Annotated in this window: 15 protein-coding genes; 13 read left to right on the top strand and 2 right to left on the bottom strand. The window is 43.6% G+C overall.

The annotated features are described in order from the left end of the window. Nucleotides 1-36: 36 nt before the first annotated feature. Nucleotides 37-363 (bottom strand): filamentous hemagglutinin N-terminal domain-containing protein, encoded by a 327-nt coding sequence (locus tag F6J90_RS37230; protein ID WP_293106041.1) that lies wholly within the window; start codon nucleotides 361-363, stop codon nucleotides 37-39. A gap of 128 nt (nucleotides 364-491) precedes the next feature. Here F6J90_RS37230 and F6J90_RS37225 point away from each other — a divergent pair, with 128 nt between their 5' ends. From F6J90_RS37225 to F6J90_RS37210, 4 genes are all read left to right on the top strand, one after another. Further along, nucleotides 492-3,440, top strand: coding sequence for a CHAT domain-containing protein (locus tag F6J90_RS37225; protein ID WP_293106038.1), 2,949 nt, complete (start codon nucleotides 492-494; stop codon nucleotides 3,438-3,440). A gap of 216 nt (nucleotides 3,441-3,656) precedes the next feature. Continuing rightward, nucleotides 3,657-4,802 (top strand): DUF928 domain-containing protein, encoded by a 1,146-nt coding sequence (locus tag F6J90_RS37220; protein WP_293106035.1) that lies wholly within the window; start codon nucleotides 3,657-3,659, stop codon nucleotides 4,800-4,802. Between the two features lie 89 nt (nucleotides 4,803-4,891). After that, nucleotides 4,892-5,020 (top strand): hypothetical protein, encoded by a 129-nt coding sequence (locus tag F6J90_RS37215; RefSeq protein ID WP_293106032.1) that lies wholly within the window; start codon nucleotides 4,892-4,894, stop codon nucleotides 5,018-5,020. Nucleotides 5,021-5,094: 74 nt separating this feature from the next. Next, nucleotides 5,095-7,233, top strand: a complete 2,139-nt coding sequence (locus F6J90_RS37210) for a CHASE2 domain-containing protein (protein WP_293106029.1) — start codon at nucleotides 5,095-5,097, stop codon at nucleotides 7,231-7,233. A 171-nt stretch (nucleotides 7,234-7,404) separates the two neighbouring features. On the opposite strand, the gene F6J90_RS37205 is transcribed toward F6J90_RS37210, so the two are convergent. Then, nucleotides 7,405-8,898 carry a mechanosensitive ion channel domain-containing protein gene (locus F6J90_RS37205; RefSeq protein ID WP_293106026.1) on the bottom strand — a complete coding sequence of 498 codons (1,494 nt, stop codon included), beginning with the start codon at nucleotides 8,896-8,898 and terminating at the stop codon, nucleotides 7,405-7,407. A gap of 806 nt (nucleotides 8,899-9,704) precedes the next feature. On the opposite strand from F6J90_RS37205, the gene F6J90_RS37200 reads away from it, so the two are divergent. From F6J90_RS37200 to F6J90_RS37160, 9 genes are all read left to right on the top strand, one after another. After that, entirely contained in the window at nucleotides 9,705-10,172 is a 468-nt protein-coding gene (locus F6J90_RS37200) for a chemotaxis protein CheW (protein WP_293106024.1), read from the top strand. A gap of 214 nt (nucleotides 10,173-10,386) precedes the next feature. Continuing rightward, a complete protein-coding gene (gene iscB, locus F6J90_RS37195; RefSeq protein ID WP_293106021.1) occupies nucleotides 10,387-11,670 on the top strand; it encodes an RNA-guided endonuclease IscB in 1,284 nt (427 codons plus the stop codon). Between the two features lie 93 nt (nucleotides 11,671-11,763). Beyond that, nucleotides 11,764-13,125 carry a CheR family methyltransferase gene (locus tag F6J90_RS37190; protein ID WP_293106018.1) on the top strand — a complete coding sequence of 454 codons (1,362 nt, stop codon included), beginning with the start codon at nucleotides 11,764-11,766 and terminating at the stop codon, nucleotides 13,123-13,125. Between the two features lie 26 nt (nucleotides 13,126-13,151). Continuing rightward, nucleotides 13,152-14,825 (top strand): methyl-accepting chemotaxis protein, encoded by a 1,674-nt coding sequence (locus F6J90_RS37185; protein WP_293106015.1) that lies wholly within the window; start codon nucleotides 13,152-13,154, stop codon nucleotides 14,823-14,825. 741 nt (nucleotides 14,826-15,566) lie between these two features. Next, the gene (locus F6J90_RS37180) at nucleotides 15,567-17,183 is read left to right on the top strand and encodes a methyl-accepting chemotaxis protein (RefSeq protein ID WP_293106012.1); all 1,617 of its coding nucleotides are present in this window, start codon (nucleotides 15,567-15,569) and stop codon (nucleotides 17,181-17,183) included. Nucleotides 17,184-17,527: 344 nt separating this feature from the next. After that, entirely contained in the window at nucleotides 17,528-18,802 is a 1,275-nt protein-coding gene (locus F6J90_RS37175) for an ABC transporter substrate-binding protein (protein ID WP_293106009.1), read from the top strand. Beyond that, complete coding sequence (locus F6J90_RS37170; protein WP_293106006.1) at nucleotides 18,799-20,376, top strand: methyl-accepting chemotaxis protein; 1,578 nt, start codon at nucleotides 18,799-18,801, stop codon at nucleotides 20,374-20,376. The genes F6J90_RS37175 and F6J90_RS37170 overlap by 4 nt, the downstream gene beginning before the upstream one ends. Before the next feature lie 308 nt (nucleotides 20,377-20,684). Further along, on the top strand, nucleotides 20,685-21,899 hold the full coding sequence (locus F6J90_RS37165) for a methyl-accepting chemotaxis protein (RefSeq protein WP_293106004.1): 1,215 nt from the start codon (nucleotides 20,685-20,687) through the stop codon (nucleotides 21,897-21,899). A 452-nt stretch (nucleotides 21,900-22,351) separates the two neighbouring features. Then, on the top strand, nucleotides 22,352-23,104 hold the full coding sequence (locus tag F6J90_RS37160; protein WP_293106002.1) for a chemotaxis protein CheW: 753 nt from the start codon (nucleotides 22,352-22,354) through the stop codon (nucleotides 23,102-23,104). Nucleotides 23,105-23,164 lie beyond the last annotated feature (60 nt).

The raw sequence follows: 23,164 nt of genomic DNA, 5'->3' as shown, positions 1-23,164 counted from the left end.
AACTTTCCTTAACCTCAACATCAGTAGCTTGTATTCTTAGGAATCCTCCCTCCCCAAAGTCCCGAATATTTGTGAGATATTGCTGCCTGTTACACGAGTAATAATGTTAGCAATACCATTCGGGTTAGCAAAATAAACGTTTTGTCCCTCATTAACATTAAATTCCCGGAAACTATGGAACAGATTACTGCCTCGAATGGCACCAGCTTCAATTAAGTCTCGAAATTCTTGGGGAGTGAACTTGGACTGTTCTGCTCCTAAGGTTTTATCGGGGGTAATCTGGGAATAAGCCGCCTGGTGATCAACTATCCAAGCTATGCTGGCTAATAAAACAATAGGGAGTTTTGAGTACCAAGATAACATCCTTGCTCCTGTACCTTAGAAGGCTAGACCAATGTCTGTCTTTGAGGCACCAGCTTTTTGAAAAAATAATCCAGATACTTTGACTGCGATGGAATTACTGACAAGTATTTGTTAGCGTGAGATTACTGATGCTTCGGCCTAATTCTGGCACACTCTTGTCGTCTCGCCCTCGTGGAAATTACCTAGGATTGAAGCTCCTAACTAAAAAAGACATCGATCTGTGGAGAAATAATCTGGGAAAACAAGTGATATATAGCGCTACGCGCAAGGGCTTTAGGCAAGAGGCAAGAGGCAAAAGTTTACTACAAAAGCTTTTGCTGCTTGTATCAATGTCAAACACCTTAATGCGTAGTGCTATAACACTTATCAATAGTATCAGCAAATCTATGGCAATAATTCACCAAAACAGTCAACAACAGCGACTATTCCTTAAGGGATGGCTAGTGATTCGGTGCCATCTCCCTCTAGCACTTTGGCTACTAATTACAAATCTACCTGCTATTGCCTATCAGTCCAATTCCCCAACCCCCTCACCAGGAGCAGTTGTCGAATACTCCTCCAATCCGTCAGCACTGCTGCAACAGGGAAAACAACACTATCAAGCTGGACAATTCTTTGAAGCTGCTACCCTCTGGCAACAAGCCGCAACAGCTTATGCATCCTCAGGAGCAAGTTTTAACCAAGCCCAAGCCCTTAACTATCTATCTTTAGCTCAGCAAGAATTGGGACAGTGGGAGCAAGCTCAAGTCGCGATCGCGGAAAGTCTAACCATACTGCAAAGTGTTGAGAAACTAGATTCAAAGGGCATCCTACTTCTGGCTCAAGCCTTGAATACCCAAGGAAGCCTGCAATTGGCACTTGGACAAACCAAAACTGCTTTGGAAACCTGGGAGCAAGCTGAAGCTACTTATGCTAGGGCTAAGGATGAAACGGGAAAAGTAATCAGCCAAATCAATCAAGCCCAAGCCTGGCAATTTTTAGGACAGTATCGACGGGCAAGAAATCTCTTAGAGCAACTCGTCGCAGACCTTCAAAATCAACCAGACACGCTACTGAAAGCTGATGGGTTGAGAAGTTTGGGCATTGCACTACAAGTTGCTGGTGATTTACTCCAATCAAAGAAACTATTAGAACAAAGTTGGGAAATTAGCAAGCAATTTAATTCCCCTGGGGATACTAGCCCTACCCTACTTAGCATTGGCAATGTTGCTAGAGACTTACAACGATATGATGTGGCTTGGGCATACTACCAAGAGGCGGCTAAATTAGCACCAGATGACATTACCCAAGTGCAGGCACAACTAAATCAACTCAGTCTTTTAGTTACGGCAAAAAAATGGGATAAGGCACTGTCGTTAATTCCAACTATTGAGTCAAACCTCTCCAAGCTACCTCCTAGTCGATTAGCAATCTATGCTAGGGTGAATCTGGCAGAAAGTATGATTAAGCTAAAGAATAGCGAAAAGGAAGCTATTCAAGTATCATATACGTCTAAAATTATCCCAAAAATTGCCCCAAAAATTGCCCCAAAAATTACCCCAAAAATTGCTAACGTATTGGCAATAGCAATTCAAGAAGCTAGACAACTCCAAGATGCCCGCGCTGAAGCTTATTCTCGGAATCAACTGGGTAAGCTTTACCAACAAAATCAGCAGTGGGAGGATGCTCAAAGCCTGACAGAGCAAGCTCTACAGATAGCTCAAACTATTAATGCAGGAGATATTATTGCTCTTGCGGCAACACAACTGGGGCAGATTCTGAAACAGCAAGGGGATATCCCTGACGCGATCGCAGCTTATGAAACCGCCTATAACAACCTTCAATCCCTACGGAGTGACTTAGTTGCCATTAATCCTGATGTGCAATTTAAATTCCAAGAAAGTATCGAACCGATTTATCGAGATTTAGTCAGCCTGTTATTGACTCCGTCTCCAGCTGGGATCAAGAAAGGGGCGGTTAGCCAGTCTAACCTCAAAAAAGCTCGTGAAGTGATTGAAGCGTTGCAACTGGCAGAGTTAGATAACTATTTTCGAGATGCTTGTTTAGACACTGAGCCAATTGTCATTGATGAAATTGATAATTCGGCTGCTGTAATTTATCCAATTATTTTAAGCGATCGCATAGAAGTCATCCTTTCGGTCCCCAATCAACCTCTCACCCACTACACTACTCTTCTACCAGAGGACAAAGTCAAAGCTAGACTAAGACAAGTTTACTCATCTATGTCTCCTGGTTATCCCAATAATGAGCGGTTGCGACTGTCTGAGCAAATATATGACTGGCTGATCCGACCGGCAGAAGCAGAACTGGCAAACAGTAACATTAAAACCTTGGTATTCGTGCCAGATGGGTTCTTGCGGAATTTGCCCATGGCAGCTCTCTACGATGGTAAACAGTATCTGGTCGAAAACTATAGTATTGCTATCTCTCCTGGGTTACAACTTTTTCCTCAGAGACTTCAGAGAGTTGAACTTAACGTCTTAGTGGCTGGGTTGACCGAAGCTCGCCAAGGCTATAGTGGTTTACCTGGTGTTGCTGGAGAAGTCCAAGAAATTACCGATAAAGTTACTACAGACGTTTTACTCAATCAGGAATTTACCCGTACTACCTTCCAAACCGCAATTGATAGCACCCCCTTTCCAATTGTTCACCTAGCTACTCATGGTCAATTCAGTTCTAACCCAAAGGAAACATTCCTACTCACCTGGAATGACCGAATTGGCATTAAAGATTTCGATTTACTATTCCAAAAAAGACGATTAGGAATTCTCGAACCTATAGAATTACTGGTAATGAGTGCCTGTCAAACTGCCGCAGGGGATAATCGTGCCACCCTAGGATTAGCAGGATTTGCGCTGCGTTCAGGAGCTCACAGCACTTTAGGTAGTCTCTGGTCAGTCAGCGACGAATCAACCACTAACTTAATGAAAGAGTTTTATCAGGGCCTGATTCAGACTAAGCCGTCGATGACTAAGGCTGAAGCGCTGCAACAAGCACAACTGAAATTGCGTCAAGATCCATTATATAGACATCCCTATTTTTGGGCATCCTTTGTATTAGTAGGGAATTGGTTATAGCGTAAGCATTCAGCCGTCAGCCGTGAGCTAAAAGCTCACGCTACTTGAGGTGCCGTCAGATTATTTTATTCAAAAGCACCTCAAGTAGCGTGGGTGTAGCACCTAAATTGTTCCCGTAACTTGGCCATTCGCGTAGCGTGGCCATAGGCCAAGGCCAAAGGCTAATAGCTGATAGCTGATAGCTGAGTGCTTACTAACTAAGAGGTATATTATAACATGAATAAGTTGATTTGTAAAACTATTTTATCAGCAACAGTAACTGGAGCATTGATCTTGGCATCAAGTCCACTCCAGGCAACTCCATCAGTTAAAGAGGGGGAAATTCTACCCCGAGATTATCGCATCAGTCTGGAATTTGATTTCCCCTCAGATGAGGAAGTTCCCAAAACCAGTGTCGGTGGAGGGGTGCGAGGAAATGTAGAATTTGACCTACCCGGAGACTCCGCCAGCCCCAGAACTAGCATTGGTGGGGGGTCGAGAGGGGATGTAGAATTTGACCTACCCGGAGACTCCGCCAGCCCCAGAACTAGCATCGGTGGGGGTTCGAGAGGGGATGTAGAGTTTGACCTACCCGGAGACTCCGCCAGCCCCAGAACTAGCATCGGTGGGGGGTCGAGAGGGGATGTAGAATTTGACCTACCCGGAGACTCCGCCAGCCCCAGAACTAGCATCGGTGGGGGTTCGAGAGGGGATGTAGAGTTTGACCTACCCGGAGACTCGGCTAGCCCCAGAACTAGCATCGGTGGGGGTTCGAGAGGGGATGTAGAGTTTGACCTACCCGGAGAATCGGCCAGCCCCAGAACTAGCATCGGTGGGGGTTCCAGAGGTAGTAAACTCCCCCTAACCGCATTGCTGCCACCCACAAAACACGGGTACACCGTATCACCCCGTCCAACTCTATTTGTTTATATGCCTGCCCTGGGAGCAACTGAGGTTTTTTTCAGTTTGCAAGATGAACAGGGTAATTCCCATTATCACACAACCCTCAAAAGTTCTGGCCAGGAAGGAGTGATTAGTATTACCCTACCAGAAGCAGCACCAGAATTAAAGATTGGTAAAAACTACCTCTGGTACTTGGCACCCATTGAACCAGACGGTATCCTGCGACCTGATAATTATTCAGTAAGTGGGTGGGTTAAACGGGTAAAATCAACGGTGAGTGACCAAGGGTCATCCAAGTCCGCGATCGCGTTGGCTACTGAATATGCTAAGGCGGGAATCTGGTACGATACCCTAGAGGTTTTAGTGACTGCTCAACGGTTGGATCCTGACAATACAACCCTGGCCAATGAGTGGAAAGATTTACTCAAACAAGTGGGACTGGATGCGATCGCAACTCAGCCGGTGGGAGAGCAGTTGTAATTATTCAGAAGTTATCAGTTATAGCTATTAGTTAGCAAACTAATCGCGCTTTGATATAGCAATTATCATGTTCATCAGCGACATTGCTTATGCTTTTAAGGCAAAAGGCAAAAGGCAAAAGGCAAAAGGCAAAAGGCAAAAGGCAAGAGGAACCCACCCCTAACCCCTCCTGGGAGGTTCCTCTTGCCTCTTGCCTCTTGCCTCTTGCCTTTCCCTAAGGAAGTATTTTCAGAACTCAAAGGGGAATACTATAAACAAACAACCTCACCACAATAACCAACATTAAAGCCAAATGTGGCAAACCATAAAACAACAGATTAAACAGTGGGGAACAGTCCTCTTCATCGCGCCGAGTATAGCAGGATTGGTGATTTTAGCAAGCAATGCTGGACTGTTTCGGATGCTGGAATGGGCAAGCCAAGACCAATTATTTCGGCTGCGTCCAAAAGAATCTGTTGACGAGCGCATTGTCCTGGTTACCATTGATGAACCCGATATCCAATATGTTAAGCAATGGCCGATGTCAGATCGGGTTATGGCTCAGCTAATTCGGAATATCAAAGCCCAGCAACCGAGAGCGATCGGAATTGATATTTATCGAGACCTAGTGGTTGAACCTGGACATGATGAACTGGTAGAGGTGTTTAAGTCTACCCCAAATTTGATCGGAATTGAGAAAATTGCTGGCAACCCCATTGCACCGCCACCAGTGCTGGATAAATTGAGTCAGGTAGCAGCTAACGACGTACTCATCGATGGGGATAGCAAAATCCGGCGAGGGATCATTCTTCTGGGCAAACCTGATGGTACCCGTAAGCAAGGATTTGGTGTTAAACTAGCGCTAATGTATTTGGCACAAGACGGTATTAAACTTGAGCCGATCAATCCCGACAAAAAGATATACGGTTTAGGTAAAGCCAAGTTTGTCCCCCTCTCCAGTAATGATGGAGAGTACAGCAAAGCAGAGATGGGAGGATACCAAATCTTATTGAACTATCGGGGCGGTGAGGAGAGCTTTTTGACTATCTCGATGACTGATGTTCTCGACAATCGCATTCCCCCAAATTTGATGGGCGATCGCATTGTCTTGTTGGGTGCAAAAGCCCCAAGTCTCAATGACAATCACCTCACTCCCTACAATAGTACCTTACTAACTCCCACTGAATTAACACCAGGTATAGCAATTCACGCCAATATCAGCAGCCAGATTTTGAGTGCAGCTAATGAAGGTCGTCCCATGCTTCGAGCATCAGTAAAATCCCTTAATTGGCTGTGGATTGTGTTCTGGTCTGGATATAGTGCTACCCTTGGAACCATGTATGTCCGTAGGCGATGGGTAACTGGAGTTGGCACCCTTATAGCCGGAGTTATCATTGTTACCAGTTCCTATATTGCCTTTTTATCTGGCTGGTTGATTCCCGTATTTACACCCTTGTTTACCGTTATCAGTGCTGCAGTTGTCAGTATTAGTACCACACTTTGGAACAACCTCAAACAGTCCTATCGGGAATTAGAAAAACAACATAAACTCTTGCAAGAAGCTCACCGGCAATTAGAAAAAACTAATACGTCCTATAGCAGATTTGTTCCCTTTGAATATCTTAACTTTCTTCAAAAAGACACTATTCTTGATGTAGATCTGGGGAACCACGTCAGTAAAGAAATGGCAGTCATGTTTTCAGATATTCGCTCCTTCACTACCCTTTCAGAAACCATGACCCCCAAGGAAAACTTCGACTTTGTTAATGCTTACCTCAAGCGTGTTAGTCCCGAGATTCGTAATCAAAACGGCTTTATCGTCAAGTTTCTCGGAGATGGTATAATGGCTGTTTTCCCTGATGGCACCGATGAGGCAGTAGCAGCGGGAATTGCCAAGCAAATCAGAGTCGAAGAATACAATCACAGGCGTATTGCCAAAGGCTATCTACCAATTAAAGTAGGCATTGGCATTCATGTGGGTCAGATGATGGTGGGAATGGTAGGAGAGACATTTCGGATGCAAGGGGATGCTTTCTCTGATAATGTAAACTTAACTGCTCGTTTAGAAGGGTTAACTAAATTTTATGGCGTGTCTTTGTTAATCTCCGAGCAAGCTTTAAAGCAATTGAGTAATCCTAGTAAATACCAGATTCGGTTTCTCGATCGAGCAATTGTTAAAGGAAAAAATGAACCAATTGCTGTCTATGAAGTCTTGGAAGGAGAGCCTGAAGAAGTCAGGGAATTGAAGTTAACAACCCAGTCAGAATTTGAGCTCGCTATAGAGTACTACCGAACTCAAGAATTTGATAAAGCTAAAGGGTGTTTTAATCAAGTGTTAGCTGTCAATCCTAACGATAAGACAGCATTATTGTATGTAGACCGAATTAATCAATTAATGGTGCAAGGGGTACCCCAGAATTGGGATGGGGTGTGGCGGTTTACCCAGAAGTAGCACAGAATCCGGAATCAGCAAAAATGTCTTTAACTATACCGAATTATCGAAAACTACTTCTTCCCTCTCCCCATACTCTTACCCCTACTCCCTACTCCCTACTCCCTTGCTGCCAGAAGCATGCAATTTAAACTTTAAAACTCAGCTGTAAAATCATTACCAACAAACCTGTCAAATCCCAAAGAGTGATTGAAGGCGTTGGCGAATCTGATGGGTACCAGTCTGTTTTTCCTCTGTTGTGTCACCTACCGTTATTCCTAATTGCTCTAGGGTCTCCTTACGTTTGAATAATTCTTCAGAAATTTGGTCAGCTAACTCTTTGTGCTTTTCCAAAAGACTCTTTAAATTTTCCCTGTCTACCACAAACAAAATCGTGTCTTCTAGGGTGCGAAGGGTAGCCGTGCGGGGGGTACCCAGAAGCAAAGACATCTCTCCAATAAATTCCCCTGGCTTGCGGGTGGCAACCCGTTTTCCGATTGATTCCACAAAAACTTCAACTAAGCCAGATAGAATAATATAAAATGAATCCCCTGGGTCGTTTTCTTCACAGATTATATCCCCTGCTTTGAGCATTTGACGATATCCTTGCTGAATTATATGTCGCAGCTCGCTATCGCTACACTTTTCAAAGTAACTCACCTTCCGCAAGAGATCCCGGAGGGTCACTTTTCCTCTAGAGTTAGCTTTTACTTTGTTTTTTCTGGCATTGGCTAGAGCTTTGTTAGAGAGGGATTCTTCTTGAGAATATGAGCCGTTAGCAGCACCAGTTTGTTGAGGTGTTTGTACCAGAAATTCTAAGTCCTTCAGATTTCGGATATACAGGTCTCTCTGAGGCTCGGCATGCTCGATTCCCTGCTCACGAAGTTGCTCTTCTATCAGATAATACAAACTACTCTGAATTGATTCCATATTTGGTGGATTGTCGATCCATACTAAGAGTTCAAAATCCATGCCGTCTCCAAACCCTTTAAAATATACTTCAGGAGCAGGAGATGGTAAAACTTCTGGTTCTTTGCGAGCCGCTTCTAACAGTACCTCTGTGACGATGACTGGATCGCTTTCATCCGGAACATCAACAGGAATTCTGAGCCTAGCTCTAGGATCTTGATAACTCCAGTTAACCACATTGTTTTCCAGGAAACTAGTATTCGGAACAATAACAAACACCCCATCATTGGTGCGGATAGTGGTGGAGCGAATCGATATTTTTTCTACAGTTCCTGACAGGTCATCAACTTTGACATAGTCTCCCACCTTAATTGGTTTTTCAAACAGAATTGCCAGACCACTGATAAAGTTGGCGGTTAAATTCTGAAGTCCGAAGCCTAAACCAATACCCATTGCCCCTGCAAAAACAGTCAGGGAACTGAGGTTAATCCCAGCCGTTTGCAGAACAATCAAAAATCCTAAGACAGTTAGAACATAGCCGATCAGGGAGGACAATGCTTCGCGAGTCCCACGATCTAACCCCAAGCGAGTTAGCACCCGACGCTTAATCAGGTCCTGAAGTTTACGAGATATATATAAGGTAACGATAGCCATCACTATGAGTTGGACTATCATAATCAGAGACAGCTCTTGGGTGCCCAACTGAAACAGCTTGGTGGTAAACACCTTCAAGACGATGTTCCAGACTTTGCTCAGCCATTCAAAAATTAACTTCATAATTCAGTTATTTATTAATCAATCAAATTGTAAGGATGTAGCGCTCAGCTATCAGCTATCAGCTATCGGCTGTTAAGTTTACTATAATTAAAGCACTTAAGAGCTAATTTATAAAGTAAATCTTAAGAGCTCAAATCCCTTGACAGATATGGATTTCAGGTAAGAGGGGGCAAACTACGCCCAATTCCTGAAAGCATTGCACCGCACGCAATGGTTATAGCCGCTAGAAGAGTGAACTAATAGTGAAGGTGTTGGATACTCAGTAGATCCCGTGTAGAAGGCTAGGGTCAATCTGCTTGCTCCAAGTCCAACGGAAGCATGGGTAGAAAAACTCCCTAATTTGAGGGACATATCCCAGTAAAAATGCTTTCTTTTCGCCTAGAGCAGATTGTGAACACAAGTAGACAACTCTACCATGGAACGATACCAAGCTAGATGGGGAAGTATAGGGTTAAGCTAGTAAGCATTGAAATTTCAGTCCGAGCCACTTGTGCAAAAGCCGGTCTACCCTCTGCCCAGATGGATGAAATTGATGTGTAGCCGTAATGTCCCGAATTGGTATTAGCCTTGTTTAGTTCACATTTATTTCATTTAATTTTCATATTTTTTTCACATTTTGACAATTATTTCACATTTAATTCATAATCTAGTTCAGAAAAGCTAATTAGGGGTTTGAGTACTCAGAAAACAGGCTCAATGATGTTAAATAAAGAAGAAAAGACTATCCCCTATCAGTTAAAAACAATACTCTTAGCACGATCGTTATATCAATTCCCACCAATTTTCCCACCAATTAACCGATGTTAATGTTGATTTTTTATGTAGGAAATGACCTTTATGCCCTGGATAGTTCTCAGGTCGTGGAGGTAATTCCCAGAGTCAGCCTCCGAAAAATACACCAAGCTCCTGACTATGTGGCTGGTTTGTTTAACTACCGAGGTGCAATTGTCCCAGTCATCGATCTGTGCCATTTAATTCAAGGTACTCCCAGCCGCTCCCACTTAAGCACGCGGATTATAATGGTGAATTACGTTGGGAATAATAATACTCATTGCTGCCTCGGTTTGATGTCAGAACGGATCACAGAAACCTTAAAGAAACCAGATACAGAGTTGGTCGATGCCGGAGTTCAAATGAATGACGCTCCTTATTTAGGAGAAATGATTATGGATGAAAAAGGCATGATCCAACGAATCCGGCTAGAGTATTTGTTATCAGAGTCCCAACAGATATACTTATTACCTCCTAGTCAAAGCCTAGGCAATTCCCGGTAACTTCTGGAAATCGCCAGCTAGGATGCAGACTAAGGATTAGTTTCCTACGTTGGTTTGGTCATGACACCCAAGAGTGAACTCCAGCTCTTGGCTCTGTCGCTAGTCATTAAGACAAAGGCAAAATGTGTGATTAGCCTAACAAGCCATTCCAACATTGTCGTTCGCGTAGCGGGACGAAGTCCGGATCACTTTACCGAATTGAGATGCACTAATCATGCAAAATTACGTATTCGTTATTGACGCAAAAAAGCAACCAATAAACCCAATTTACCCAAAGAAGGCACGCCGGTTATTAGACAAAGGGAAAGCTGCGGTTTTCCGGATGTACCCTTTTACAATCATCTTAAAAACGGCGATAGAAAATCCAACTATCTCACCATGTCAAATCAAGATTGACCCTGGTAGTAAGGTAACTGGATTTGCCTTAGTCCAAGACGGCCAAGTTATTTGGGGAATGGAATTAGAACACAGAGGAGGATTGATCAAGAAAAAACTAGAGTCTAGAAGAGCTGTAAGGCGTGGAAGGCGTAACCGAAACACCCGCTACAGAAAGCCCAGGTTCCTTAACCGTAAACGTCCAGAAGGGTGGATTCCACCTAGCCTAGAACACAGGATCTTAACCACTCAAACCTGGGTGAAGCGGTTGATTAAATTCTGCCCAGTCAATGAGATTTGGGTCGAAAGAGTTAAGTTTGACACTCAAAAAATGCAGAATCCTGAAATTAATGGCATTCAGTACCAGCAAGGTGAACTAGCTGGCTACGAAGTCAGAGAATATTTACTCGAAAAATGGGGGAGGAAATGCACTTATTGTGGCAAGCAAAATGTACCCTTACAGATTGAACACATTCACCCGAAATCAAAAGGGGGAAGCGAACGCGTAAGTAATCTTTGCTTGGCTTGTGAAAAGTGTAATCAACGGAAGGGAAACAAACCTATAGAGGATTTCTTGAAAAAGAAGCCCAGTCTACTTCAGAAGATCAAAACCAAAGCCAAACAGCCATTACAGGATGCGGCGGCGGTGAATACAACTCGGAACAAATTAGTGAAAGTGCTTCAAAATGTCTTGCCCTTAATTACTGGGACGGGGGCACAAACTAAGTTCAATCGGACGAAGCTAGGTTTTCCTAAGCAGCATTGGATTGATGCGGCCTGTGTCGGGAACATTGAGGCTTTGGTATTGAGGACTTCTCAACCACTTCTAGTTACCTGCAAGGGACAGGGGGGCAGGCAAAAAGCGGCACTCAATAAATACGGTTATCCCATCAGGCATAATCCTTTAAAGCCGATTGGCTGTAGGCCACGCTGCGCGAACAAGGGTTGGACTACTGGAGATATAGCTAAACATCAAAAACTGGGAATAGGCAAAGTGACCCCTAGAACCAAAGGAAGTTTTGGATTCACTCCACTAGGAACCAAGGGATACAAAAGTTGCAAACCTCAAGATATATCGGCAATACACCGAAAAGATGGATACACTTACGGCTTTTGCCAATAACTACCGGAATTTGCAATAAAATGGCCATCCTAGACGTTCCTGGAGCAGACAATCAAAAACTACCAATTAACTAACAACTAATAACTAATAGTAATGATTCAGGCGACTATCGAGGCTTTGCTGAGAAAGAAGATCGGTTTGGATGGCAATACTATTGGTTCTAGGCAGATTGCTAGAGCGATAGAAACCAGACGATTGGCTTGTGGCTTACCGGATCAGCAAACGTATCTGCAGCAACTTCAAACCTCACCTCAAGAACTCGAAGCACTGATTGAAACGGTCGTTGTCCTAGAGACTTGGTTTTTCCGGGACAGAAAACCCTTTGCGTTTGTGAGTCGTTACGTCAGATCTGAGTGGTTGCCCAATCCCAACCACCCGATCCTGCGCGTCTTAAGTATACCCTGTTCTACTGGAGAAGAACCTTACTCCATTGCTATGACCTTGCTGGATGCGGGTTTGACTCCTAATCAGTTTCGGGTCGATGCCATTGATATCAGCAAGGAAGCATTGCAGAAAGCTCGACGTGCTCTCTACAGCAGGAATTCCTTTCGGGGCAACCAGCTACAGCAACGAAAACGCTATTTTAAGCAAACAGCAGATGGTTATGAATTATGTCAGTTGGTGCGCAATACCGTTAATTTCAAGCACGGTAACATCCTAGGCCCCTTGGGTTTGGTTCAGAACAACTATGACATTATATTCTGCCGCAATTTATTGATTTATTTAGATAAATCTGCCCGGTTCCGTGCTATAGAACTCTTAGATCGTTTATTAATGCCTCAAGGTTTGCTGTTTGTGGGGTCTGCTGAAACAGGAGTGATAACTATCAATCGATTTGTGTCAGTTCGCTATCCCTTTGCTTTTGCCTATCAGAAGGTGAAACATCTTGGAGAACGCCAGACCAGGGACTCAGAACAGGAGCGGCGGAGAAATTGGGAAACCTCATCGTCACTCCCAACTCATCAGTCCCCCATGACGCTGATCCATTCTCTGTATCCAAGACAGGAAAAGCACAAGGGGCAAAACCATGACCAGGAGCAAGACCAGGAATACCAAACAAGATCATCTTCCCCCTCTGCCCTTGTTAATCAACAGTCTAAAGCAATCAAACAATCCTGCTTACAAAGGGAGCTTGAAAAGGGACAAGAATCCTTGCTTGAGAAAGCCAGGAGATTAGCCAATCAAGGAAGTTTGGAGGAAGCAGCGACACTGTGCCAAACTTACCTAAGTCAAAATTTGACTAGTGCTGAGGCTTATGTGTTACTCGGAGAAGTCCATCAGGGCTTGGGCAATGACGAGCAGGCTGAGCAATGCTTCCAGAAAGCGGTTTACCTGAAACCGAATTACTACGAAGCACTCTTTCATCTGGCTTTACTTCAAGAAAATCGTGGGGATCTGGCTAAAGCTACAGTAATCCGACAGCGAATTCAACGACTACAAAACCTGAAGAGTTAATAGCAACGGGGGCTATCTGGAATTAAATGAAAATTGCAACTAAACTACTAGGTCTACTAATCTTCTCTAGTTTTATCATACTTTTAGGGGGGGGAATTAGCTGGATAGGACTGTCAAAGTTAGCGAATGAAATCGGTAAGATAGCTGAAGAGGATCTCCCCCTAATCCAGCACATGACGGAAATGCAAGAAAGTCAACTTGCTCAGGGGGTTAATTTTGAACGGGCCTTTCGATTTAATTACCGATATGCAGAAAGCGCCACTGCCAGAAACACGTTTACTCAAGCGAGAGGGGAGTTCAACCGACGGGATGGATTAGTGCATGACGCTCTTATAAAAGTTGATAATATCGTCAAACGTGAAATCCAAAAAGCGTTAAGTAAAGAGCAAAAAGAAGGCTGGTCAGATTTTCAATCTGAATTAGATTCATATAACACAATGCATGATCGCTATGGTGATCAATCTCAGCAAGCGTTCAGGTTAATTGTTAGCAATCAACCCGATCAAGCTGAATTGGCGGCAGAACGGATGCAAAAGTCCGCAGAAGAACTGAAAGCAGAAATGAGGAGTCTCTTGCGGCGAGCCATTACATTATCTAAAAACTCAGCTAATATTGCTAAACAAGACCAACAACGTATAATTAACATCGTACTGATTGCTTTCATTTTCAGTATTGGGGCTACTCTAGGTTTTGGAATTTTTGTCACCCGCGATATCGTTAATTCCTTAAACAAAGCAGTAGATATAGCAGAAGAAGTTGCGGCTGGTAATCTGAGTACCAAGGTGGAAATTACCTCAACGGATGAGATTGGACAATTACTGGCATCTCTTAAAAAGATGACTGAAAACCTGAATTCATTGATCTATAAGGTGCAACAGTCTGGGATCCAAATGACTAGCTCCACCACTCAAATTGCTGCCTCTGGTAAGCAATTAGAAGCAACCATGACCGAACAATTAGCCTCCACCAACGAGGTGACAACCACAGCTCAAGAAATTGCCAATACTTCTGGGCAATTAGTTCAAACTATGGAGCAAGTCGCTCAGCTGTCTCAAATTACTGCTGATAGCGCTAGCCATGGTCAACAAGACCTGATGCGTATGGAAAGTACTATGCGTCACTTAGCCAATGCTACTAGTTCTATTTCTGCCAAACTGGGGGTTATGAATGAAAAAGCCAATAATATCAGTAGCGTTGTCACCACTATTACTAAAGTAGCCGATCAGACTAATTTACTATCCCTCAACGCTGCCATTGAAGCGGAGAAAGCGGGAGAGTATGGGGCTGGTTTTGCGGTTGTGGCTCGGGAAATTCGGCGGCTAGCTGACCAAACAGCAGTAGCTACCTTAGAAATTGAGACCATGGTAAAAGAGATGCAAGCGGCGGTGTCAACTGGGGTGATGGAAATGGATAAATTTAGCAAAGATGTCAGTACTAGTGTAGAAAATGTCGGCAAGATTAGTGAACAAATTGCTAAAGTGATTGAGCAAGTGCAGAGCCTGATCCCCCGGTTTGAGATGGTGAATCAAAGTGTGGAAGACCAATCGAAAAGTGCTCAACAAATCAGCGAGGCGATGGTGCAATTAAGCGAAGCATCACAACAAACGGCTGACTCTCTAAGAGATACGAATCATGCTCTGGCAAGATTGGATGATACTGCCCAAGGATTACAAACAGAAGTTTCGGTGTTCCAAGTTTAGAAAAGCTCAGTAGTAGGCTCCGGAGCGAAACCCTACAGGTAGATTTGCTACGTCATAGCAATCCTAAATCCTAGGTTAAAAATACTGTCCTTGAAAATAGTGCTGATATCATCTCCGGATAATTACCCTTAATAAAAATCTGCGCCACCACCCCATTTCCCCATCTGTAAGTATTCAGCTATCAGCTATCAGCTATCAGCTATCAGCTAATTCATCCCAGGTTCGAAGCCTGTGCCACGAGTCATGGAATTTTCCCCAGACTTTCAGTTCTGATTAATCTGGAACTATTAAATTTTATCGTTCTAGGTTTATTTTAAGCTGTTCGCGTAGCGTGAGCTAAAAGCTCACGGCTGACGGCTGACGGCTGAATGCTTACCCCCATCTCCCCATCTCCCCATCTCCCCATCTCCCCATCAATCTTCTTTCTGATGGGTATTCAATCGGACTTGATCTGAGTGCTGAGTCCTGAGTCCTGAGTAATATGAAATAGCTTAAGGAATGCTACATATAGGGAGTTTTTAATTGGAAATTGGTAATTTTTATTTGACTATTACCGATTACCGTAACCAAAAAATACTGGTACTATTGGGGTTTGGAAGTGATTAACCGGACTTGATATAATTTTTAGTATTGACAATTAACCTAATATGATATAATCCATCTAATTTCCAGAAAGGGACTAGACTAATTGGGTTTTTAGCAGTCCCAAGTCAACCAGTATAAATTCCAGACTATCCCGAGATGTTTACACAAATTACTCACAGAATTTTATTAGGAGCTTCAATCCCCATTATTTGTCTGATTGGATTAGGTTCAATTGTCTATTCAAGCGCGATGAGAACGTTTGAATTTGAATCTCAAATTGCGACGACTTCTTCAACCCTAGGACAGAGAGGCTGTCCAATAGAAGTCAACCTAATCGCTCATGGGCTTACGAAAATGGTGCGCAGTGTCCGAGCCTATGTTATTTCTCCTGCAGAGGTACGTTATAAGCAATCCTATCAAGAGGGCTATCAAAATTTTCGTCAATATAGTTCAGGGCTCAAGGAGCAAACTCAAGACACTAGACAACGACAACTTTTGGAGAATTACATTGCAGAAGGTGATAAATTACATCAACTATCTCAAGAGGTTTTCAGACTCGTAGATTCAGCCAATATTCCCGAAGCAACTGTTTTAGTTAAGTCAATAAATGCTGAAAATGTTGATAAGAACAGGGTGCAGATGATTCAACGGGCAGAAGCTCTCATGACGGAAGGGGTCAGACAATTCCAGGAACAACAGCGCTGGCTAATGAATGTGGTTTTGGTTGGGACTACATTATCGATAATACTGACTATCCTTATGGGTATATGGGTTACTTTGCCGCTACGAAGCAAGATAACTAGATTGCTAGGAGCAACAGAAAGGCTCTCTGCTGGGGATTTAACCCAGACAATTGAAGCCTCTAAAGATCAAGATGAGATTGGACAAGTACTTGGTGCCTTGCAGACCATGACTGAAAACCTCAATTCATTAATCTATAAGGTGCAGCAGTCTGGTATCCAAATGACTAGCTCCACCACCCAAATTGCTGCCTCTGGTAAGCAATTAGAAGCAACCATGACCGAACAATTAGCCTCCACCAACGAGGTGACAACCACAGCTCAAGAAATTGCCAATACCTCTGGGCAATTAGTTAAAACTATGGAGCAAGTCGCTCAGCTGTCTCAAATTACTGCTGACTCTGCTAGTCATGGTCAACAAGACCTGATGCGTATGGAAAGTACCATGCGTCACTTAGCCAATGCTACTAGTTCTATTTCTGCCAAACTGGGGGTTATGAATGAAAAAGCCAATAATATCAGTAGCGTTGTCACCACTATTACTAAAGTAGCCGATCAGACTAATTTACTATCCCTCAACGCTGCCATTGAAGCGGAGAAAGCGGGAGAGTATGGGGCTGGTTTTGCGGTTGTGGCTCGGGAAATTCGGCGGCTGGCAGACCAAACAGCAGTAGCTACTTTGGAAATTGAGACCATGGTAAAAGAGATGCAAGTGGCGGTGTCAACTGGGGTGATGGAAATGGATAAATTTAGCAAAGATGTCAGTAACAGTGTCGAAAATGTCGGCAATATTAGTGAACAAATTGCTAAAGTGATTGAGCAAGTGCAGAGCCTAACTCCCCGGTTTGAGATGGTGAATCAAAGTGTGGAAGACCAATCGAAAAGTGCTCAACAAATCAGCGAGGCGATGGTGCAATTAAGCGAAGCCTCACAACAAACGGCTGATTCTCTAAGAGATACGAATAATGCTCTGGAACGATTGGATAATACTGCCCAAGGATTACAAACAGAAGTTTCGGTGTTCCAAGTTTAGAAGTAAGCCGTCAGCCTTGATCCTTCAGCTTTTTAATCAGGGAAAACTTAGGGAAAAGGCTCTGGACGCGAGGACATGAGTAGTCCTGGACAACCCTAAAGACGCGCTATATAGCAATCCCTGTAGGAATTGTGATAATTTTTGATGCCATATTCCCAGATCCGCTGTTCCGATGATCCGCTGTTCCCAATGCTCAAGCTGATAGCTGATAGTTTAAGAATAGCGTACGCATAGGATATAGGATATAGCGGTTTGCCATCTGCGCTAATTACAATAAGAACAAGTAGTCAGTAGTTAGTAGTCAGGATTAGGTATCATCACTTAACCTACACGCAAACCGCTATATGTTAAGCAAGCAAATTTACGATCAGTTGAAGCTTCTGGGTCTAATTGTTTTATCTCTATTTTTATCTCTATTGCTTGTTTTGGGATCAGGTTTCTCAGGGAAGAGCCAAGAGCCTGATATTGTGTTGGGAATGTCTGCTGCATTTACAGGAGCATCTAGGAGTCTGGGCATTGAACTTTATAGAGGTTCAATGGCTTATATAGAAGATATCAATCGCCAAGGCGGTATCAATGGCAAACAAATTGTGATTCAGGCCTATGATGATGGATACAATCCCACTAGGGCGATTCAAAACAGCATTAAGTTGATTGAAAATGATGATGTATTTCTACTCTTTGATTATGTCGGCACTCCCACGGTGACTAGAGTTCTGCCACTGCTCAAAAACTATAGTGACAGACAAACCTATCTCTTCTTTCCGTTTACAGGGGCTCAACCCCAAAGAGAAGCGCCTTACGAGCAATTTGCTTTTAATCTAAGAGCTTCCTACCGTCAGGAAACCGAAGGATTAGTTGATAACTTTGTCAAAATTAATAGACGACGAATTGCGGTATTTTATCAGATTGATGCCTATGGTAGAAGTGGATGGGATGGTGTGAGGAGATCCTTGGCTAAGTATGGTCTCAGTATCGTTGGGGAAGCCACCTATCGTCGAGGAACCTCCTATTCCCAGAGCCTCAGACGTCAGGTAGATATTCTCAGAGCTGCCAATCCGGACGCTGTGATTTCTATTGGCTCCTATGGGGCTTGTGCCGCATTGATTCGAGATGCTAGGGATGCTGGCTGGAATGTGCCAATTGCTAATATCTCGTTTGTGGGGAGCGAGAGTTTGCTGAATTTGTTGCTAGAAACTGGTGTTAAAACTGGTATAGATTATACTACAAATTTGATTAATTCGCAAGTGGTACCGAGTTACAATGACATTTCCTTACCTGGGGTAAGTGACTATCGAGCATTGATGGATCAATATAACCCGATGCCTCCGAGGGATTTAAGCTCGGCAGGATACAAACCCCTTAGGTATAGCTTTGTGAGTCTGGAAGGGTTTCTGAATGCCAAACTCCTAGTGGCGATTCTAAAAATGATGGGCGATAAGGTTGACAAGGCTCGGCTCAGACAGGCGGTTGAGAAGGTCAAGAACCTTGACCTAGGGATTAATGCGCCAGTATCATTTAGTGCTTTTAGAAATCAGGGACTTAATAATGTCTATTACACTACTGTTGAGCAAGGTCAATTTGTACCGCTAGACAGGTGGGAGAGGTGGGCAAAATGAAGATCTCAAAGCTATTTCAAAAAACCCTGATTGGAGAAATAATTCTGTTTGGGTTCGTTATCCTGACCACATCCACCTTATCTGGCTGGACTCTACACAAAAACCTGACTAGTGAGTATAAAAGCAAAGGGACTGCGATCGCAAAAAGTTTAGCTAAGTCTAGCGTCGATCTACTCCTATACAGAGATGCCTCAACCCTTCAGGCAGCCATAGACCAGTTTATTGAGATTAAAGGGGTTGCTTATGCCTTTATTGTGGCTGAAAATGGGGATATCGTTGCCCATACCTTTGTTCCCACCATCCCTGAGGAAGTCAGGAAGATGGGTAAGCGGAGATACCGAGCCACCAAGTCTGTCAGCGAACAGATAGAATTCAAGGATCTAGCAATTCAGGGGATGGGGACCTTCACCGATATATCTGCACCGATTCTAGCTGGGGTAGCTGGATATGTCCATGTGGGAATGGATCGAGAAATTATTACTGCTCAACTTCGCACGGCAATTCTAACTCAGATCTACATCGTATCCTTGATTTTTCTAGCCAGCATTGCCGTGGCTTACTTACTGGTGAACAAAATGTCTCAGCAGCTTACCCAACTTTCAAACTATGCCAAACAAGTCTCTAGTGGGGATTTGACCCCCCAAGTTGAAATCCCTGCTAACAATGAGGATGAGATCGGGGATTTACTGGCATCCATCGGCACCATGACCCAAAATTTGAGTTCTTTAATTGGTAAAGTCCAGCAGTCTGGTATCCAGATGACCGCCTCAACCACCCAAATTGCTGCTGCAGGTCAACAACTAGAGGCAACTATCACTAAACAGGTAGTATCGACTAACCAGGTTGTCGCTACAACCCAACAGATTGCAGCAACCTCATCGGAATTGGTCAGGACCATGAAAGAGGTGGCTAGTGTCTCCGAACAAACGGCTGTTGCTGCTGACAACAGCCAAGCCAAGATCCGGCGCATGGAAACCACCATGGGGTCATTAACGGAAGCTACTGTTGCCATTACCACTAAACTAGGGGTAATTCATCACAAAGCTGAGACTATCAATAGTGTTGTGAGCACGATTACCAAAGTAGCGGATCAGACCAATTTACTATCTCTCAACGCTGCCATTGAAGCTGAGAAAGCGGGAGAGTATGGGGCTGGGTTTGGCGTTGTTGCTCGGGAAATTCGTCGGCTGGCTGACCAGACTGCAGTGGCTACGTTGGAAATTGAGACCATGGTCAAAGAAATGCAATCCGCTGTAGCCACTGGGGTAATGGCAATGGATAAGTTTAACCAACAAGTTAGTACTAGTGTAGACGATGTCGGCAAGATCAGTGATCAAATCGCTCAAGTGATCCTGCAAGTGAAGACAATTACCCCTCGCTTTGACCTGGTTAGTCAACGGATGGAGGAGCAAGCTGAAAGCGCACAGGAAATCAGAGTAGCCATAGAACACTTAAGTGAATCCTCCCAGCACACCTCTGACTCCCTACGGGATACCAATAGTGCTTTGGAACGATTGGATGATGCTGCCCAAGGATTAAAATCAGAAATTTCAGTTTTTAAAGTCTATCAGTAATAGCAATTTCATTTATTATTGCAAGATAGATTGGGGTGATGGGGTATCTGCTGAGGAGCGAATGAGGAGATGGTCAGAGGTATTTACGGTTTTTCACCAATACAGGAAGTAGGGAAATTAAATTCACATGAGTTTACCAATCAAATCCGATTAATTTATGTTGGTATTATGATTAATGGGTAATCCCTAATCCCTAATCCCTAATGAATAATGCTTAATCCCTAATCCCTAATCCCTAATGCTTAATCACGATGAAGATTCAAACAAAACTTATAGGCTTGTTAAGCTTTTGTGGCTGTATCGTGCTGGTGAGTGTTGCCATCAATTGGATCGGACTGTCAAAGTTATCAGCCGACATCGCTGAGATGACTGAACAGGATCACATGAATTCTGACCACATGATAGACCATATGCAAGAGATGCAGACTCTACATCGAAACAGTCAAACCCTGATCAATATTGTCTTAACTGTCTGTGTGATCAGCATTGTTACAGCTGTCATTATAGGGATAGTTATCATCCGTGATATTGTCAACTCTTTAAACAAAGCAGTCGCCATAGCCAAAGAGATATCCGCTGGTAATCTCACACCCCAAGTAGAGTTCACCTCTGATGATGAGATTGGGCAGTTACTGAAAACCCTCAAATTCATGACCATAAACCTTAGTTCACTTATGTCTAAAGTGCAGCAGTCTGGCTTCCAAATTACTAGATCAACCAAACAGATGGCTGCCTCTGGCAAGCAATTAGAAGCAACAGTAACTGAACAGCTAGCCTCGACTAACCAAGTGACAGCAACTGCGCAAACAATTGCAGCGACTTCTGAGGAATTAGTTAAAACTATGGAGCAAGTTGCTCAGCTGGCTCACCGTACTGCTCACGGGGCTAGCCAGAGTCAAAAAGACTTAGAGCAGATGGAGAAAAGTATGCTTCTGTTGATAGAAGCTACCAGATCTATTTCCCAACAATTGGGGGTGATGAGTGAAAAAGCTAATAATATTAATAGTGTGGTAACAACCATTACTAAGGTAGCAGATCAGACCAATTTACTATCCCTTAACGCTGCTATTGAAGCGGAGAAAGCAGGAGAGTATGGCGCTGGATTTGCGGTTGTTGCTCGGGAAATTCGTCGGCTGGCTGACCAAACGGCAGTAGCCACCTTAGAAATTGAACAGATGATTAACCAGATGCAATCTGCTGTGTCTACTGGGGTTATGAAAATGGATAAATTTAGCAAAGACGTGGGGAATAGCGTCGAAAATGTCGGTAATATCAGTGAGCAAATTGCCCAGGTGATCCAGGAAGTACAAAGCCTCACACCACGGTTTGAAGTGGTTAGTCAAAGCATGGAAGAGCAATCCCTAGGAGCACAGCAAATTAGCGAAGCGATGGCTCAACTGAGTGTTGCATCCCAACAAACTGTATACTCCCTAAAGGATACGAATAGTGCTTTGGAACAATTGGAGACTACAGCACAAAGCTTCCAGAGTGATATTGTAAGGTTGAAATTACCTAGCAAATGAAGGATAAAGGATGAAGGATGAAGGATGAAATGGGAATTGGAGGGATAGTATCTGATATCAAGTCCGGTTGAATACCCATCATAAAAGTGTGGGGAGGGTGGGGAGATGGGGAGATGGGGAGATGGGGAGATGGGGAGATGGGGAGATGGGGAGATGGGGGAGATTTTTATAAAGCGATGCAGCGCGGTCTTGGGGAGGCAGCGCGGTCTTGGGGGTTCCCCCCATGAGCGACTGCCGTGGTTTCCCCCATGAGCGACTGCATCAAGACAGGGTAATTATCCGGAGATCATATGAAATACTGTGTCTTCGTATAAAACTATCTAAAATCTGGCGTTATTTAAATAATTAAATTCGTAATTAAATCCGTAATTTATAATTTCAAAATTACCAAATAAAAATATTATTTATAATAGCATTTCTAGTTGTTTTAACCTGTAAAAAAAACTGAAGTAATGCAAAGTCAGACAAGGAATAAACCAAATTTTAACGATTGTTGGAACCAAATCGGAGTGACAGGCGATCGCTCCTGCCCAGAACTAAAAACCTTCATTCATTGCCGCAATTGTCCGGTTTACTCCTTAGCAGGGCGCGGCTTGCTTGAACGTGAACCGCCTCCAGGTTACATTAATGAATGGACTAACTTACTGGTTTCCCAATCTGTGCCACAAGGTGAAAGTACTCTGACACAACTAGGGGAAACCATATCCGTAATTATCTTTCGGCTAGGAGTAGAATGGTTGGCATTGTCTGCAAAGTTATTCAAAGAAGTAACCCAGCCTTGTGTTATCCATACCATCCCCCACCGCAGCAACGAGATCTTACTGGGAATCGTGAACATTCGTGGGGAAATCCTGATGTGCGTTTCCCTCAGCCATCTCCTGGGTTTGGAAGATAATTCTGCTAACTCAGGTTCCGAGCAATCCAAAATCCAACAGCCCCTAACTCGAAAATCCAAAACCGATGTGAGTAGTGTCATGTATCAACGGATGGTGGTTGTGGAAATTGAGAGCAACCGATGGGTCTTTCCCGTTGATGAAATTTTTAGTGTTCAACGGTTTCATACTAATGAATTACTCGATGCACCAGCGGTTATTTCTAAAGCTACAGATACTTATACAAAATGGATAATTATCTGGCAGGATAAAAAGGTGAATTACTTGGACGATGAGTTATTGTTTTATACCCTCAATCGGAAGATTATGTAACCCGATGGGGTGATGGGGTTAAAGTGCTACCTATGTAAGCATTCAGCTATTAGCGTGTCG

It is taken from the genome of Moorena sp. SIOASIH (assembly GCF_010671925.1).
In the GTDB taxonomy this organism is placed as follows: Bacteria; Cyanobacteriota; Cyanobacteriia; order Cyanobacteriales; family Coleofasciculaceae; genus Moorena.
This window is presented reverse-complemented; position numbering and strand designations above follow the sequence as displayed.

Bases quoted from the DNA above. Each gene is read 5' to 3' on its own strand.
- F6J90_RS37220 (WP_293106035.1), top strand. From the start codon at position 3,657: ATGAATAAGTTGATTTGTAAAACTATTTTATCAGCAACAGTAACTGGA.
- F6J90_RS37230 (WP_293106041.1), bottom strand. From the start codon at position 363: ATGTTATCTTGGTACTCAAAACTCCCTATTGTTTTATTAGCCAGCATA.
- F6J90_RS37185 (WP_293106015.1), top strand. From the start codon at position 13,152: ATGAAAATTGCAACTAAACTACTAGGTCTACTAATCTTCTCTAGTTTT.
- F6J90_RS37190 (WP_293106018.1), top strand. From the start codon at position 11,764: ATGATTCAGGCGACTATCGAGGCTTTGCTGAGAAAGAAGATCGGTTTG.
- F6J90_RS37215 (WP_293106032.1), top strand. From the start codon at position 4,892: ATGCTTTTAAGGCAAAAGGCAAAAGGCAAAAGGCAAAAGGCAAAAGGC.
- F6J90_RS37225 (WP_293106038.1), top strand. From the start codon at position 492: ATGCTTCGGCCTAATTCTGGCACACTCTTGTCGTCTCGCCCTCGTGGA.
- iscB (WP_293106021.1), top strand. From the start codon at position 10,387: ATGCAAAATTACGTATTCGTTATTGACGCAAAAAAGCAACCAATAAAC.
- F6J90_RS37205 (WP_293106026.1), bottom strand. From the start codon at position 8,898: ATGAAGTTAATTTTTGAATGGCTGAGCAAAGTCTGGAACATCGTCTTG.
- F6J90_RS37200 (WP_293106024.1), top strand. From the start codon at position 9,705: ATGTTGATTTTTTATGTAGGAAATGACCTTTATGCCCTGGATAGTTCT.
- F6J90_RS37160 (WP_293106002.1), top strand. From the start codon at position 22,352: ATGCAAAGTCAGACAAGGAATAAACCAAATTTTAACGATTGTTGGAAC.
- F6J90_RS37210 (WP_293106029.1), top strand. From the start codon at position 5,095: ATGTGGCAAACCATAAAACAACAGATTAAACAGTGGGGAACAGTCCTC.
- F6J90_RS37180 (WP_293106012.1), top strand. From the start codon at position 15,567: ATGTTTACACAAATTACTCACAGAATTTTATTAGGAGCTTCAATCCCC.
- F6J90_RS37175 (WP_293106009.1), top strand. From the start codon at position 17,528: ATGTTAAGCAAGCAAATTTACGATCAGTTGAAGCTTCTGGGTCTAATT.
- F6J90_RS37170 (WP_293106006.1), top strand. From the start codon at position 18,799: ATGAAGATCTCAAAGCTATTTCAAAAAACCCTGATTGGAGAAATAATT.